At 58.2% G+C, this 15578-nt stretch carries 12 protein-coding genes and 1 pseudogene; 9 read left to right on the forward strand and 4 right to left on the reverse strand.

Annotated features, from left to right (window positions below; genetic code table 11):
- The first annotated feature begins 43 nt into the window (after positions 1-43).
- From spoT to ACODTO_RS04805, 3 genes are read left to right on the forward strand one after another with little or no spacing between them, the layout of a single operon-like run.
- Positions 44-2149: a bifunctional GTP diphosphokinase/guanosine-3',5'-bis pyrophosphate 3'-pyrophosphohydrolase gene (spoT, locus tag ACODTO_RS04795; RefSeq protein WP_055135215.1), complete on the forward strand. Its 2106-nt coding sequence runs from the start codon at positions 44-46 to the stop codon at positions 2147-2149.
- A gap of 34 nt (positions 2150-2183) precedes the next feature.
- A complete protein-coding gene (locus ACODTO_RS04800; RefSeq protein ID WP_014340863.1) occupies positions 2184-2564 on the forward strand; it encodes a RidA family protein in 381 nt (126 codons plus the stop codon).
- Between the two features lie 55 nt (positions 2565-2619).
- Positions 2620-3360: a hypothetical protein gene (locus ACODTO_RS04805; RefSeq protein WP_489106036.1), complete on the forward strand. Its 741-nt coding sequence runs from the start codon at positions 2620-2622 to the stop codon at positions 3358-3360.
- Positions 3361-3642: 282 nt separating this feature from the next.
- Here the strand turns inward: ACODTO_RS04805 and ACODTO_RS04810 are convergent, their stop codons facing one another.
- Together ACODTO_RS04810 and ACODTO_RS04815 are read right to left on the reverse strand one after the other, a co-directional pair.
- Positions 3643-6591 (reverse strand): P-loop NTPase fold protein, encoded by a 2949-nt coding sequence (locus tag ACODTO_RS04810; protein ID WP_489106037.1) that lies wholly within the window; start codon positions 6589-6591, stop codon positions 3643-3645.
- Positions 6592-6894: 303 nt separating this feature from the next.
- Complete coding sequence (locus tag ACODTO_RS04815) at positions 6895-7257, reverse strand: DUF6124 family protein (protein ID WP_489106038.1); 363 nt, start codon at positions 7255-7257, stop codon at positions 6895-6897.
- Positions 7258-7604: 347 nt separating this feature from the next.
- Here ACODTO_RS04815 and ACODTO_RS04820 point away from each other — a divergent pair.
- Positions 7605-8048, forward strand: a pseudogene (locus tag ACODTO_RS04820) (protein kinase domain-containing protein); the annotation flags it as partial.
- A gap of 380 nt (positions 8049-8428) precedes the next feature.
- Positions 8429-9562, forward strand: a complete 1134-nt coding sequence (locus ACODTO_RS04825) for a hypothetical protein (RefSeq protein ID WP_175364174.1) — start codon at positions 8429-8431, stop codon at positions 9560-9562.
- Between the two features lie 108 nt (positions 9563-9670).
- Here ACODTO_RS04825 and ACODTO_RS04830 read toward each other — a convergent pair whose 3' ends face one another.
- Entirely contained in the window at positions 9671-10570 is a 900-nt protein-coding gene (locus ACODTO_RS04830) for a DMT family transporter (protein ID WP_139641176.1), read from the reverse strand.
- Between the two features lie 363 nt (positions 10571-10933).
- On the opposite strand from ACODTO_RS04830, the gene argJ reads away from it, so the two are divergent.
- Positions 10934-12091, forward strand: coding sequence for a bifunctional glutamate N-acetyltransferase/amino-acid acetyltransferase ArgJ (gene argJ, locus ACODTO_RS04835; RefSeq protein WP_139641178.1), 1158 nt, complete (start codon positions 10934-10936; stop codon positions 12089-12091).
- 126 nt (positions 12092-12217) lie between these two features.
- On the opposite strand, the gene ACODTO_RS04840 is transcribed toward argJ, so the two are convergent.
- Positions 12218-13075 carry an SDR family oxidoreductase gene (locus ACODTO_RS04840; RefSeq protein WP_175364172.1) on the reverse strand — a complete coding sequence of 286 codons (858 nt, stop codon included), beginning with the start codon at positions 13073-13075 and terminating at the stop codon, positions 12218-12220.
- Between the two features lie 186 nt (positions 13076-13261).
- Here ACODTO_RS04840 and exbB point away from each other — a divergent pair, with 186 nt between their 5' ends.
- From exbB to ACODTO_RS04855, 3 genes are read left to right on the forward strand one after another with little or no spacing between them, the layout of a single operon-like run.
- Entirely contained in the window at positions 13262-14257 is a 996-nt protein-coding gene (gene exbB / locus ACODTO_RS04845; RefSeq protein ID WP_175364171.1) for a tonB-system energizer ExbB, read from the forward strand.
- Positions 14258-14263: 6 nt separating this feature from the next.
- Positions 14264-14692: a TonB system transport protein ExbD gene (gene exbD / locus ACODTO_RS04850; RefSeq protein ID WP_041024074.1), complete on the forward strand. Its 429-nt coding sequence runs from the start codon at positions 14264-14266 to the stop codon at positions 14690-14692.
- Positions 14689-15447 (forward strand): energy transducer TonB, encoded by a 759-nt coding sequence (locus tag ACODTO_RS04855; protein ID WP_139641184.1) that lies wholly within the window; start codon positions 14689-14691, stop codon positions 15445-15447. The genes exbD and ACODTO_RS04855 overlap by 4 nt, the downstream gene beginning before the upstream one ends.
- The last annotated feature ends 131 nt before the right edge of the window (positions 15448-15578 follow it).

Consider the following 15578-nt stretch of genomic DNA (forward strand, 5'->3'; position numbering starts at 1 on the left):
GTAGCACGGCGCGGGGTCACAGCAAACGGCAGGAGTCATCATCATGCCGAGCATAGACGCCCTCGCCGATCGCTTATCGGCCTACCTCGGCACGGACCAGGTCAATCTGGTCCGCCGAGCCTACTTCTACGCCGAACAAGCCCACGACGGCCAACGCCGCCGCAGCGGCGAGGCGTATGTCACGCACCCGCTCGCGGTGGCGGGCATCCTTGCCGACATGCACATGGACCATCAGAGCCTGATGGCGGCCATGCTCCATGACGTGATCGAAGACACCGGCATTGCCAAGGAAGCGCTGCAAGCGCAGTTCGGCGAAACCGTGGCCGAACTGGTCGACGGGGTCAGCAAACTGACCCAGATGAACTTCGAGACCAAGGCCGAGGCCCAGGCCGAAAACTTCCAGAAAATGGCCATGGCCATGGCCCGCGACATTCGCGTGATCCTGGTCAAGCTCGCCGACCGCCTGCACAACATGCGCACCCTGGAAGTGCTGTCCGGCGAAAAACGCCGACGCATCGCCAAGGAAACCCTGGAAATCTACGCGCCCATCGCCAACCGCCTGGGCATGCATGCAATCCGCATCGAATTCGAAGACCTCGGCTTCAAGGCCATGCACCCGATGCGTTCGGCGCGCATCAACCAGGCCGTCAAGCGCGCCCGGGGCAACCGCAAGGAAATCGTCAACAAGATCGAAGAGTCTCTGAGCCACTGCCTGGCCATCGACGGCATCGAAGGCGAAGTCAGCGGGCGGCAGAAACACCTCTACGGCATCTACAAGAAAATGCGCGGCAAGCGCCGGGCCTTCAACGAGATCATGGACGTCTACGCGTTCCGGATCATCGTCGACAAGGTCGATACCTGCTACCGCGTGCTGGGTGCTGTGCATAATTTGTACAAACCGCTGCCGGGACGCTTCAAGGACTACATCGCGATTCCCAAGGCCAACGGCTACCAGTCGCTGCACACCACGCTGTTCGGCATGCACGGCGTACCGATCGAGATCCAGATCCGTACCCGTGAAATGGAAGAAATGGCCAACAACGGCATCGCCGCCCATTGGCTGTACAAATCCAGCGGTGACGAACAACCCAAGAGCACCCACGCTCGGGCCCGACAGTGGGTCAAGGGTGTGCTGGAAATGCAGCAGCGGGCCGGCAACTCCCTGGAGTTCATCGAGAGCGTCAAGATCGACCTGTTCCCGGACGAGGTCTACGTCTTCACGCCCAAGGGCCGGATCATGGAGCTGCCCAAAGGCTCCACGGCGGTGGACTTCGCCTACGCGGTGCACACCGACGTCGGCAACAGCTGCATCGCCTGCCGGATCAACCGTCGTTTGGCGCCGTTGTCCGAACCGCTGCAAAGCGGCTCCACGGTGGAAATCGTCAGCGCCCCCGGTGCGCGGCCGAACCCGGCGTGGCTCAACTTCGTGGTCACCGGCAAGGCCCGTACCCACATCCGCCACGCCCTGAAACTGCAACGCCGCTCCGAATCCATCAGCCTCGGCGAACGCCTGCTGAACAAGGTGCTGAACGGTTTCGACAGCTCGCTGGAAAAAGTCCCGGCCGAGCGCGTGCAAGCGATGCTCCAGGAATACCGCCTCGAACTGGTCGAAGACCTGCTCGAAGACATCGGCCTGGGCAATCGCATGGCCTATGTCGTCGCCCGCCGCCTGCTGGGCGAAGGCGAACAACTGCCAAGCCCTGAAGGCCCACTGGCGATCCGCGGCACCGAAGGCCTGGTGCTCAGCTACGCCAAGTGCTGCACGCCGATCCCGGGCGACCCGATTGTCGGCCACCTGTCCGCCGGCAAGGGGATGGTGGTGCACCTGGACAACTGCCGCAACATCAGCGAAATCCGCCACAACCCGGAAAAATGCATCCAGCTCTCCTGGGCCAAGGATGTCACCGGCGAATTCAATGTCGAGCTGCGGGTCGAGCTGGAACACCAGCGTGGCCTGATCGCCCTGCTGGCCAGCAGCGTCAACGCCGCCGACGGCAACATCGAGAAAATCAGCATGGACGAGCGCGACGGCCGCATCAGCGTCGTCCAACTGGTGGTCAGCGTGCACGACCGCGTACACCTGGCCCGCGTGATCAAGAAACTGCGAGCCCTGACCGGCGTTATCCGCATCACCCGCATGCGCGCATAACCCCCAATAGCCCAGCCATTACAAGGAGTCATACATGACCAAAACCGTCATCACCAGCGACAAGGCCCCGGCCGCCATCGGTACTTATTCCCAGGCGATCAAGGCGGGCAACACCGTGTACATGTCGGGCCAGATCCCCCTGGACCCGAAAACCATGGAGCTGGTGGAAGGCTTCGAAGCCCAGACCGTACAGGTCTTCGAAAACCTCAAGGCCGTGGCCGAAGCCGCCGGCGGGTCGTTCAAGGACATCGTCAAGCTCAACATCTTCCTCACCGACCTGAGCCACTTCGCCAAGGTCAACGAGATCATGGGCAAGTACTTCGACCAGCCCTACCCTGCCCGCGCCGCCATCGGCGTAGCGGCCCTGCCAAAGGGCGCGCAGGTCGAGATGGATGCCATCCTGGTCATCGAGTAACAAGGCCGGCGCAGCGTCCCCCGCTGCGCCGTTTTCGTTTTGAAAGGATTCCACCATGCGCAAAGCGCTTGCTCTCCCGCTGCTCGCCCTCCTCCTGGCCGGCTGCGCCAGCGACCCTGCCGACCGTGACATCAGCGGCACCTGGATCAACCAGGCCGCCATCGACGCTGCCGCCAAGGGTGGCCCCCTGCGCGAAGCGCTGCAGGCCTATGGCCCCAACCTGGAATGGGACATCAACACCCGAGCCGGTCAGGCGCGCTACACCAACGGTTTTGAAAACGTCGAAGGCAAGTTGCTGGCCGAAGAAGACGGCCTGTGGAAAGTCGACATCTACGGCAGCGCCGCCAGCGAACTCAAGCGCGACGGCAACCAACTGAGCCAGGCCGCCACCGAGAACGAGCCACAACAAGTGTTCGACCGCGCGCAACTCCAGGTACCGGAAGGCACCCCCATCGGCGCGAGCTTCGAGCGAGCGCTATACGCCGCCTACCTGAACGGCACCTGGAACATCGTCAACGGCCCCGGCCAAGGCGCCACCGTACAGTTCCAACCCGACGGCCAAGTCAGCGGCCTGCCGGGCGTCGACCGCTACGCCCTGTGCCTGGCAGGCGACTGCGCCACCATGAGCAACGGCAACGACACCATCTGGCTGCAGCAGAAAGGCCATGGGAATACCTGGATCTTTGCTCGGGATGGGAAGCAACTGGAGATATTCCAGACTGTGAATGCGTCGTTGGCGGATGAGATTCCATCGTATACGGCGGGGCCTCGGCAGTGGGTGTTGGAAAAGCAGTAAGCCGCTCTCTCCGTACTAGCCCGCCCACTTCAGTGGCGGGCACACCCGCCAGCAAACCAGCCCCTCCGAAAAACCTCAAACACCGCCAACCTCATTGTGGAAGCCTGCTCGCGGTAGTAGTGAGCTATCATAATCCCTATCCAACTTCTTGATAGTTTACAGTCAATACTCTAGCAAGGATCTTACGCTTCTAATCAGTCGCCAATGAATCTACTATCCACCTGATGAATTTTCAGTGCTACTACCAGAATACCAGAATCACTTACCATTTTTTGCGAAGCACTATTCGGCCTTTTCCACCCCCTCCTCAATCAAAGCATCTAGCACCTCAAATACGCCATCTAAATCTTTGCTGTACGAAGCCATATAGCTGGAAGTAAACACATACCTTTCATCGGAGCCTGATACTTTCTGACGAATAAGCTCTCGATACCTGTACCAATAACACCCCACCACCTTCAGATCAAAGCCACTTACAATCCCAGATTTAGTTGCAATATAGCCAGCCACATCACCGCCTAGCAGAAATGAATTACTTAAATTCCCCAAACAGTGGTCCAAAAAATAGAACACGTTGTCCTCATTGACATCAGGATTGAAGCAAACTTCGAAGACGTACTCATTCATCAATTTTGCAATCCCGCCACCATCACCCTGCCCAACCACATCGTAATAACCACATCCCACACCAGAACCAGTTGGCGCCAGAGAATTGCTCAATTGATAGATAACGAATGCTTTTACAGCAGAGCGCATCGACGAAATAAGACGCGGCGAAGAATCGCCTAGGGAGTCATCAACTCTTGGAACCCATGGCGACGAACATGCACCCCAGAAAATTTCGGAAGGAGCAGAGTCCACATCCGAGTAAAAGTTATTTTGCGTATCGATGTAATTCGCCTTAAATAGGCTGAAAACCTCTTGAGACAGTTTCCTCATTCCTTGCAAAGCCAGATTGCTCACAAAACCATCAGTCTTAGCTCCTTGAGCCTCACGTAAGATGAGAGCCGACTGCAAGTTGTGCAACTGTCCTTGGCGGTCTGCAGAACACTGAAGCCTGAATAGCATAAGATCATTCCAGCCAAGTACGCCGCGCTCACTACTAGCAAGACGTCGGATTAAACCTCTCCCCTCATATGAGTAATCACCAAAAATCCGCCATGCAATCTCAACAACATTCTCAGGTGTATTTGAAAGCCGCTTACCGGATGTCCTTCCCCAACCAGCACGATCCAAAAGACGTATCAAGGCGTAGATCAGTCTTTGCCGCAATCCTCTATCGCCGTTTTCTATAGTGGAATAACGCGGAAGGTAGTTTACAAGCGTATCAATTGCATCTTCTGCAACCGCTCGAGTGAATAGATGCGATTGATTAACGAGTACTCGCCAAAATTGGTCATGTGCATGACCGCCTTTAACTAGTTCGAAATCAGAAGAATCTAGAATAGAAGCGATGCTTGCCCCTTGCTTCACCTTCTCCACGGCACGTTGGTAGAGAACAAACGTCTTCTGTGGCTCTGGTACGGAGAATCGCACAATAAGATTAAGGTACGCCTCCAGATTCCTGAACCCCTCTTGATTGAAGCAAGCACGCGTTGCCAACTCCACCTCCTCTACATCGTTCCGCGTCGGAAGCCCCAGGGTTTGTACATCGAAAAGCTGCCTCAACAAAAACGCAGCCTCAGCCGACTGCTTTTCGAGTAGTTTGGAAAACTCAGATGAATTGCTAAACTCTCGCTGCCCGTATTCTCGACGAACAGAAAAAATCCCAGATCGACCTTCAGCCTCCGCAGCATAAATACATCTAAACAACCCCGGACAGCACAAATGAATCAGTATTAGATTTATAAGATCACGCTTATTAAAGTCCGCCCGCCCTATATCGCTTTTATCAAGCTGCATGAGTAGCATAGCGTTAATCAACCGCTTAATTTTTCTTAGATCCCCCACGAAGGGCAAATAATTCGCAGCCAGTTCACCGTCTAATATTTCTGCAAGCTCATTCAGCATCGCACTGAACTTCAGCATAGTATCAGAGGGAATTGAGCCGAACTGGCCATCTGCTCGCTGCCAATCTTTCCTGAGGAAGTCTCGAATATGTGAGCTATCCACAAACAAACTTAACTTAACAGTTACGAATTTCTCGAGGAACGCTCTAGCTTTCCAACTTTCTTCTTGCCCACCTGCGAGCACTTCAGTGTCATAGCAAAGAATATAGGTTGCTTGGGAAAGCTTGAATGTCCGTCGAGTTGCAAATAGAACTGAGTTTGTTGTCTTTGCATCAAGGCGATCAAGGTCGTCAATGATAATAATCACCCGGCGGTCGATGCGCCTAAGCACCTCATCGATATCATCCAACAGCTCGTCTACAGTCTCTTGCGCAGGCTCGAGGGACAGTTTGAAGCCAAGAAATGAAACATCGGCCTTGCCTTTTATCAGTCTAGAGTACCGCGTTGCCGCTGGACGAAACTCTGGTGCAAAAACTTTACGCTGAATCGCGGCAGATAAGTCTTTAATCAACCGGTCCGCAAGATCAGGTTCAGATGCATATCGAAGGGGTTCAAATCTGCAGAGTATGACCTTGTCTTCTGCTTTCTCCCACGAACGCGCTGCAAGATTGATGAAGCTTGTTTTACCTACACCCCATGGTCCATCTATACCAAAAACTAGACCCGAGTGGGTTTCGCTTGCGAGAACCATTTCTGCAAATGACTTAGCTTGTGCTTTGGCCGCAAGCAAATCTTCGCCTTCGCTTTCAATTTCTTCATCCGTCATGAAATAAAGCTGCGAAATTTTTTCTCGTGGTTTAAAGAAATACAATTGAACCAGCGGTGAAATCAGTAAGGTACACAGAAGAAGAAAAACCACTAAGGTCCAGTTGGGACTTGCACTTTTCAGGACCTCATGCGCTGCACTCAACCAAGGGGATATCAGCTCATTTATCCATATACCAAAACCGATTGAGGCAAGTAAATCTAAGCGACCACTGCGAATCATTCGAACGGCGGATTGGTACGCTCCTCGTTCTAATAAATAAACTAGACATAACAAAAGAAAGAGCAGTATGACGCTGAGTTGCACCCACAGGGCAACCCCGGTCAATTTCGGCGCGAAATTTTCGCCAAGATAAGAGGCAATCCGCCAGACCTCTCCTCCGATAAAGCCGGTGGCAAGAGGCTTCGCATAAACCAGAAACTCAGGCATCTTCATCACTGGCTTACCAACCGTCATCGATGTCTCTCCTCAGGCACTCGCAATCAGCCTAGTCAAAGTGAATCTGCCCAGATAGCCTTCCCAATCAGCGGGTTGGGTGGATACGCTCCTGACCGGGCTGAGCTATAAGCACAGTCTAAGCAGCCACTCGTTCGAAAAGCTACTTTCCATTAATTGAATCACTCCCAAGACTATCAGGTAGATTTGGCTGGGTTGTGATGATTTGCGCGGAGCGCAAACATGGTCTTAAGATCTAAAAACCTCTAGGTAGTGTCAGATAAAAAACCGACGCAAGCGTCGGTTTTTTGGGGCATCTAATCGCTATGTCGCTTCGACGTTATCAAGCGCTCGATTCGCCAACAATGAACTTAGCTCTATCAGTTGCTGAATACCGAGGGCGACATGGCGTCGTGAGCCATCCAGTTCGAATGCCAAGTCGCTGACCATAGCATCAGCCGAGGCCAGGGTTTCGCTAAGGTTGGCGAGCAGACATTCGGTGTCGATGTCTTCTATGACGGTGAATAGCTGGCCCGGTTGAGTGCCAGCTTTGGACTTCGTCTGTTTGGGTAGTAGGTAGAAATCCAGGGCACGTTTTGCGGCGGCGTCCAGTTTCTGAGCGTTTATACCGTCGGCGTAGGGGGAAGCAGGATCTGCTTCTGGAGGATTCGGAGTTATTTTGAACATCGACTTTCCTTTAGTAGTAGGGCTGCAACCTTCTCGCTACTAAACGAATGAGGGTGGCAGCTGTGCGCAAGTTAGTAGACCGGTAAAGTCAACGAAAACCCGGCGCGCCCGAAGGCGCCATGCGCACAGCCACCATAAGTGCAGGCAATGCCTGACAGATGAGACTCATGCAGCCGATGTTAACTACCGGGCTACTAAACCCGACCACTGATGGGCAGTGGCAGGAAAACGATAAAGCCCAGGAACAAGGCGCACAAGCGGGCGAATTCTGGCGTAGTTGTAGGCAAAGGCGCAAGGATGTGTGGCTTGGCGGAAGCACGGTAGTCAGGCACTGAGTCACGCCCAGGCGGGACGGTCTGCACGGCTATGTGAAACCAAGCAATGTAATGCTGAGCGAAGACGGCGTGCGCCTGTTCGATTTCGGCTTGGGCCTGGCAACGGAAGTTCCCTTGAAAGACCTGCCCCACCTGAATCGCAATCGCCTCAACGCCTGGACCCCAGGCTACGCCGCGCCTGAACTGTTGGACGGCTCGCCGCTGTCGGCGAGGGCCGATGTCTATGGCGTGGCTTGCGTGTTGTATGAACTGGCGAGCGGCAGACATCCGTTCCGCCGCCTGCCTTCAACCCAGGCCCGCGATGACGGGTTGGAACACAAGCTCAAGGCCCCGCCCAACCTGCCCAGGCGCTGCTGGACGGCGTTGCGAACGGCCCTGGCGCTTGATCCGGGGCGACGCAACATCGGCGCGGCTCAGTTGCGTGATGCCCTGGGAGGTGTTTCGTCCTGGTGGTGAGGGGGCTGGGGCGAGAAAAGCGGAAGAGGCAGTACTTGTCAGCCAACCATCAAAAACTTTGGGAACGCAGTTGCTCGCGGATGCGAACTGTCAGTCGCATCAACATCGAGTGTTCCGGCCTCATCGCGAGCAGGCTCGCTCCCACAGGGTGGGTGGTGGTGTTGTGACTATTGCGCTTCGACGTTATCCAGAGTGCTCGGTTTGCGATCCCGCTCGAATACCAGATTGCTGACCGCCTGCCTGCTGAACGTATTTCGGAATGGGGATGGTATTTGCTGGCATCGCCTTCCAAGGGATTGGCGAGGCGGCAATTTGCCATCTACTCTGCGAGTGGGCGTGCAGAACCTCCTGAGCCCCCTCGCCTTCTTAGGGAAGAGATCATGATTAACATTAACGTGACTTGGTCATCCGTGGTTGTGGCTGTTTGCTTACTGACAGGATGCGCGCCTTATCAGAAGTCCCGGGTTCTTGAGGCCGACGAGCGGTTACTGACCTACTCCACCCGGGTGGATGGATATGGCCATAAAACCGAAGTGCTGTGCCCCGAGCCCAGCCCGGATGCGCTCAAGACGTTGGCCGGTTCGTTATCCGCAGAAAAAGCGGATGTGGCTGCACTGGCGGCCGCGTTCCAGGAATCAGGGGCAAGTATCGGCCTGCGAACCCATTCGATTCAGCTGTTGAGGGATCAGCTTTACAGTATTTGCCAAGCCTACGGTAACTCGGGGATTACACCGAGTGCGTACCGGATGATGCTCACCAGGAACCAGCGCAACACTGTCGCTCTCATGGCGATTGAACAGCTCACAGGAGTTGTTCGTAGTCCAAGTGTAACGCTGAGCGGCTCAGCGACAGCAGACAGAGCGGGCGCTGTGCTTGAGCTGACCACCCAGTTGAATGCGGCGAATGCGAAGTACAAGGGTATGGATCCAGCGACGGATGAAGCCAAGCAGTTGAAAGCGTCGATTGATTCCATTGAGGCTGCGCTGAAGGAGGCGAGGAAATCGCTTGTTACGACCTCTGGATCAAGCGCCTCCACATTGGCAAGCACGAGCGAGATCAACAAGGACGTAATGGCTGTGGTTGCAGCCAGTGTCGAGAAAATTGCTGGCTCGGTTATCGGCGTAGATGATCAGTTTTATCTGTGCCTCGATCTGTATGAAAGTATTGGCGAAGCCAGGGTCCCGGCCGTACTGAGAGCCAGGTGCTCTGCCGTTTTTGCCAGGGATTTGAGCGAGGGCGTGAAAAGTCTAGGTCGATCAGATACACATGGGCAGTCCAGTCAACCTGATGCTGGAGGCGTTGTTGATACGACTCCACCGCCTACTCTCGGAGATAACTCCAGAGTCGCTCGTACGGTAACCCTGCCATCGGGTGCACAGCTGTTTATCTATGATGATAAGAGTATGGCGGTGATGAGAAAGCTGGAGCCCGGTGAGTCATCCGAGAAGGCGATGGCCGCCGATTCCAAAGGTTTGCAAAAAGCGATTGAGGAACTTCGCCGAGGGGCGATGTAGTTTTCGTGAGAAGCGAGCCAGAGCGGAATGACCTCGCAGCCTCTTCAGCAAAAGGCCAAGTTCGCACCTTGGCCCCAGCCTTGATTGCGCTAAAAGCCCCGGCGACCTTCACACACCCGACGGAATAGGCGCTTTCTTACCCAAGCGGATCAGCTCATTGGAGAAGCACAGCCCAACGATGATCAGCGCCGCGCCCACGTACAGGCTTTCACGCGGGACTTCATTGAGCACCACGAACGCCAGCAGCGCGGCGAACAACGGTTCGGTCAGTTCCAGCGCTTGCACCTGGGAAGGCTTGAGGTACTCGATGGCCTTGGTGGTGCAGAAAAAGCCGAGGATGGTCGGCAGCGCGGCCAGCGCCAGCAGAGCGGCAATGGCCAGGGGCGACAACTCGCCGATCACGAAGCCGTCGGCCGCCGCCGGCATCAGCAGATACAGGCTGCCGAAGAACAGCAACTGACGGGTGAAGTGCAGCCCACCGGACACGCCCATCCGCTTCATCGCCACCGAAAACGCCCCGTAGCCGCAGCCGGCCATGGACGCGAGTGCCGCGCCCTGGAGGGTGAAGCCCTGTTGCAGGTCGGCGCCGAAGATCACCGCGATGCCGGCAATCGCCAGCGTGGCGCCCACGGTGGCGTTTGCGGTGATGGCGTCTTTCAGGAATATGCGGCCCAGCACAATCGAGGAGATTGAGGCACTGGCCATCAGCATCACCACGACGCCCGCCGCGGCGTAATGCCGATAGGCAGAGGTTTCGAAGTGGAACAGCACGAAGATGCCGAGGAACGCGCAGATCGCCGCCTGGGTCCATTTGGCCGTCGTCGCCGGGCGTTTGAGGAACAGCAACAAGGCCGAGAGCAACAGGCATCCCAGGAAGGTCTTGATGACGGCAACGCTGCTGGCGGTGAAGCCATTGCTCATGAGCACTTTGCTGAGCACACCGATTGTTGCGTTCAGTGCAGCGGCGGAGAGTGCAAAGATGACGCCTTTGCTGAAACTGGCTTGCATGGATGACGGTCCCTGTCGCGGTTGGGTCGTTCGATAGAGGTCGGCCACATCGACGACGCAAAATTAGAGGAGATGCATATCCCGCCAAACCCGGCAGTCGTTGCGGCATAGTCCGCGTCGCAGAGCAGGATCCGATGGGCCTTCTTGAGATTCCAGTACGGGGTGGCAAAAAAGAGAGGGTGAATCGAATGGAAGCTCTCTCCATGCATGACCGCGAAGAATGCTCGGCGAGTTCAATCAACCAAGTCAAGGCCCTGGAGGCATGTTGCCGCTGGCAACGTGATGCTTGACAGGATACCGTTGCCGCCGACCGGCAAGCCGGATCGCCAGTAGGGAAACAATCATCCATCTAAAGGACCTGACATGAGCGACACGCACATCCAGCCGAAGGGCTTTCGCAGCATCATCGCCAACCTGGGTATCAAGGACAGCCGTGACGATTTCATGGCTGTCATCTCCGACGTGCCGGCCAGCATCAGTGCCGTGTTCACCCAGTCGCGCTTCGCCGGCCCAAGTGTGACTTTATCCCGCGAAGTCGCGCAGCGTGATACCGCACGGGGCGTGGTGGTAATTGCGCGCAATGCCAACGTCGCCACTGGCCCCGAAGGCCTGGCCAATGCCCAGGAGGTGCGCACGGGGTTGGCTCGGGCGGTGGACGTCGACCCGCAGGAGTTGGTGATCGCCTCGACCGGCGTGATCGGCCGCCAGTATCCGATGGAGAAGATCCGCGCCTTCCTGGGTGACGTGCCGCCATCGCAGCCTGCCGATTTCCAACGCTGCGCGGCGGCGATCATGACCACCGACACCCACACCAAGTACGCAGCGCGCACGGTTGGCAACGCTAGCCTGGTGGGCATCGCCAAGGGTGTCGGCATGATTGAGCCGAACATGGCGACCCTGCTGACGTTCTTCTTCACCGACGCCAGGATTGCCCCCGATGTGCTGGATGCGCTGTTCCGTCGGGTCATCGACAAAACCTTCAACGCCTTGAGCATCGACACCGATACCTCCACCAGCGACTCGGCGGCGATCCTCGCCAACGGGCTGGCTGGCGAGGTGGACCTGGTGGCGTTCGAGCAAGCGCTTTACGACATCGCCTTGGGGCTGGTGCGCATGATTGCCTCGGACGGCGAAGGGGCGAGCAAGGCCCTGGAGGTGCAGGTCACGGGAGCCCGTGACGATGCGCAAGCCAAGCGTGTGGCTAAGGCCATCGTCAATTCGCCGCTGGTGAAGACAGCCGTACATGGCGCAGACCCGAACTGGGGACGCGTGGCCATGGCGATCGGCAAGTGCGAGGCGGAGCAGGACATCGATCCGGACAAGGTCCGCATTGTGTTTGGCGAAACCGAGGCCTATCCGCGCCAGTTGGACGAGGCCGGGTTACTGGCGGTCAAAGGTTACCTGCAAGGCAAGGAAGTGTTGATCTCGGTTGACCTGAACATCGCCCAAGGGCAATTCACCGTTTATGGTTGCGACCTGTCGGAAGGGTATATCCGGATCAATGCCGACTACACGACCTGAAGCGTAACCAATGTGGGAGCGAGCCTGCTCGCGATAACGGTGGGTCAGCTAGCATCCGTGTCCGATGTGCCGACGCTTCGCGAGCAGGCTCGCTCCCACAGGGGCCTGCGTCGGCCCATTGGCCTTTTAGCAGCGCCCTTCCAGGATCGCCGCATAGCCTTCGCGAAAGCTCGGGTAGCGCGGGGTCCAGCCCAGGGCTTTGGCCCGGGCGTTGCTGCAGCGCTTGCTGCCGGCGCGGCGCACGCTGGCGTCTTCAGCCCATTCGGTGACGCCCATGTATTCGCGCAGCCAGCCCACCACATCGGCGAGTGCGGCGGGGGCATCGTCGACGCCGATGTAGCAGTCGTCGAGGGGTTTGCCTTGGCGATCCGCTTCCAGCAGAAACGCCAGCAGGCCTGCGGCGTCGTCGGCGTGGATGCGGTTGGCGTACAGCGGCGGGTCGACCACCACGCGGTAGCCCTGGCGCACTTGGCTCAACAGCCATTCGCGGCCCGGGCCGTAGATGCCGGTCAGGCGCACGCGGCTGGCCGGGATGCCGCTGTCGAGGGCCAGTTGCTCGGCTTCGAGCATCAACCGGCCGGAGTAGCCGTCGGCTTCGGTGGGCGAGGTTTCATCGACCCACTCCCCCGCTTTCTGCCCGTATACGCTGCTGCTGGACACGAACAGCAACCGTTTGGGCTGCTGGCCATGCTGCTTCAACCAACCCAACACATGTTGTAACCCTTCAATGTAGGCCGCCCGATAGCCCGCTTCGTCATGCTCGGTCGCGGCCGCGCTGTACACCAGGTAGTCCAGCGGGCCGGTCGGCCAAGCGGCGGGGCATTGCGCGCTGAACAAATCTCCAGCCACCCCGATAACGCCCGCCGGCAGGCTCGAAACCGAGCGCCGCAAGCCATAGACCTGCCAATGTTCAGCCAGCAACTGGCTGGCGAGGCGGCCGCCGATATCACCGCAACCGGCGATCAAAACAGAAGACACGGACATCAAGCTCTCCTCGGGTAAAGCCGCAGACTAGCGCGCGGATGAGACGGGCGGCTAGGAATGCAGGAAAAAAAGATACTCTATTACTTTTGTTAACAAGAATTACTTGCAATAATGCACCCCACTTTTGTTCTCGGCCTCACGAGGCCTGGAAGAACATCGACTTCTTTACTCTCAGGTCCGGCCAGCATGAATCGCTCTCTATCCTCCGCTTCGCCAACCAACCGACCTCGCGCCTGGGGCGCCATGGCAGCGCTGCTGTTCAGCCTGCTGCTGGCCCCTGCTGCCGCGTTCGCCGACGCCGCCACCCCTGCAGCCGCCAACGAACCCGCCGCGAACACCCAGGCAGACGTACCGAGAAACCCTGACGGCAGCGTCGATACCTCGGCCCTCTCGCCCGAAACACAAAAGGCGCTGGCTGAATTCGGTGAAGCCATGAAGCATCTGGGAGAGGAGCAGAAGGACGACAACTCCCTGGGCATGGCCCACGACCTGTCCCCATGGGGCATGTACCAGAACGCCGACATCATCGTGAAACTGGTGATGATTGGCCTGGCGATCGCTTCGATCATCACCTGGACCATCTGGATCGCCAAGGGCTTCGAGCTGATGGGCGCCAAGCGTCGCTTGCGCGGTGAGATCGCGGCCCTGAAGAAAGCCACTACCCTCAAGGAAGCCAGCGCCACGGCGGCGAAGGAAGGCACCCTGGCCAACCTGCTGGTGCACGACGCGCTGGAAGAAATGCGCCTGTCCACCAACAGCCGCGAGAAGGAAGGCATCAAGGAACGCGTGAGCTTCCGTCTCGAACGCCTGGTGGCCGCCTGTGGCCGCAACATGAGCAGCGGCACCGGCGTTCTCGCCACCATCGGTTCCACGGCGCCGTTCGTGGGCCTGTTCGGCACCGTGTGGGGCATCATGAACAGCTTCATCGGCATCGCCAAGACCCAGACCACCAACCTCGCCGTCGTCGCCCCCGGTATCGCCGAAGCCCTGCTGGCAACCGCCCTCGGGCTGGTGGCGGCCATTCCTGCGGTGGTCATCTACAACGTGTTCGCCCGCTCCATCGCCGGCTACAAGGCCCAGGTGTCCGACGCTTCGGCCGAAGTGCTGCTGCTGGTGAGCCGCGACCTCGACCACCAGCCGACCGAGCGCAGCTCGCAACCGCACATGGTGAAAGTGGGGTAATCGGCCATGGGCCTGCATTTGAAGGAAGGCGCAGACGACGATCTGGCCGAGAACCACGAAATCAACGTCACGCCGTTCATCGACGTGATGCTGGTGCTGTTGATCATCTTCATGGTGGCCGCCCCGCTGGCGACCGTGGACATCAAGGTTGATCTCCCGGCGTCGACGGCCAAGCCATCGCCGCGTCCGGAGAAACCGGTGTTCCTCAGCGTCAAGGCCGACCAGCGCCTGTTCCTGGGCGAGGACGAGGTCAAGACCGAAACCCTCGGTGCCACCCTCGACGCCAAGACCCAGGGCAAGAAGGACACGACGATCTTCTTCCAGGCCGATAAAGGCGTGGACTACGGCGACCTGATGAGTGTGATGGACGCCCTGCGCGGCGCCGGCTACTTGAAGGTCGGCCTGGTCGGACTCGAGACGGCGCCGAAGAAATGATCACGACGCGCCAAAAGCTGACGCGTTACGGGGCTAGTCTGGCGGTGGTGTTGGGCGTGCATGCGCTCGCCATTGCGCTGGCGCTGAACTGGACGTCGCGCCCGCCCATCGAATTGCCGCCCCAGGCCATGATGGTCGAGCTGGCGCCAATGCCGGCCCCGCCACCGCCCGCGCCGCCGAAGGTCGTCACGCCGCCGCGGCCGCCGGAACCGGTTGAAGAGCTGCCGCTGCCGAAACTCGCCGAAGCGCCGAAGCCGGAGATCTCCGTGCCCAAGCCGGTCAAGCCCAAGCCGAAGCCTCAACCGCCCAAGCCCAAGCCTGTGGAAGAGAAAAAGCCGGAGCCGCCGAAGGAAGAGCCGTCGGATAAGAAGCCGAGCGACACCCCGCCGACCCAGGCCCCGAGCGAAAAGTCCGCGCAACCGGCCCCTGGCCCGTCGCCGGCGCAAATGGCGGCCAAGGCCAACTGGCAAGGCACGCTGCTGGCGCACCTGGCCAAGTACAAGAAGTACCCGCTCAGGGCTCGGCAGATGAACAAGGAAGGCACCAACCGCCTGCGCTTCGTGGTGGATGCTCAAGGTAACGTCCTGTCGTTCAAACTGGTGGACAGCGCCGGCACGGAGTCCCTGGACAAGGCCACCCTGGACATGATCCGCGACGCCCAGCCACTGCCCAAGCCACCGGCCGACATGCTGACCAACGGCTCTGTCGAAATCGTCGCGCCGTTCGTGTACTCCATCGACAAGCGTCGGCGCTGACCCCCTGCTTCGATCGTTCCCACGCTCCGCGTGGGAACGATCGGCACAGACAGACGACATTGGACAGTGTCACACCGCACCCGCAGTCTGATAACGTGCGTCTATCGATTGCAGCCGGTATGCTTGGCTCG

The sequence above is a fragment of the Pseudomonas sp. FG13 genome (genome assembly GCF_057809755.1).

Coding starts and splice junctions, on each gene's coding strand:
- ACODTO_RS04840 (WP_175364172.1), bottom strand. CDS start 13,075: ATGTCCGTGTCTTCTGTTTTGATCGCCGGTTGCGGTGATATCGGCGGC.
- exbD (WP_041024074.1), top strand. CDS start 14,264: ATGGGCCTGCATTTGAAGGAAGGCGCAGACGACGATCTGGCCGAGAAC.
- ACODTO_RS04830 (WP_139641176.1), bottom strand. CDS start 10,570: ATGCAAGCCAGTTTCAGCAAAGGCGTCATCTTTGCACTCTCCGCCGCT.
- ACODTO_RS04810 (WP_489106037.1), bottom strand. CDS start 6,591: ATGACGGTTGGTAAGCCAGTGATGAAGATGCCTGAGTTTCTGGTTTAT.
- ACODTO_RS04825 (WP_175364174.1), top strand. CDS start 8,429: ATGATTAACATTAACGTGACTTGGTCATCCGTGGTTGTGGCTGTTTGC.
- ACODTO_RS04815 (WP_489106038.1), bottom strand. CDS start 7,257: ATGTTCAAAATAACTCCGAATCCTCCAGAAGCAGATCCTGCTTCCCCC.
- ACODTO_RS04855 (WP_139641184.1), top strand. CDS start 14,689: ATGATCACGACGCGCCAAAAGCTGACGCGTTACGGGGCTAGTCTGGCG.
- ACODTO_RS04805 (WP_489106036.1), top strand. CDS start 2,620: ATGCGCAAAGCGCTTGCTCTCCCGCTGCTCGCCCTCCTCCTGGCCGGC.
- spoT (WP_055135215.1), top strand. CDS start 44: ATGCCGAGCATAGACGCCCTCGCCGATCGCTTATCGGCCTACCTCGGC.
- exbB (WP_175364171.1), top strand. CDS start 13,262: ATGAATCGCTCTCTATCCTCCGCTTCGCCAACCAACCGACCTCGCGCC.
- argJ (WP_139641178.1), top strand. CDS start 10,934: ATGAGCGACACGCACATCCAGCCGAAGGGCTTTCGCAGCATCATCGCC.
- ACODTO_RS04800 (WP_014340863.1), top strand. CDS start 2,184: ATGACCAAAACCGTCATCACCAGCGACAAGGCCCCGGCCGCCATCGGT.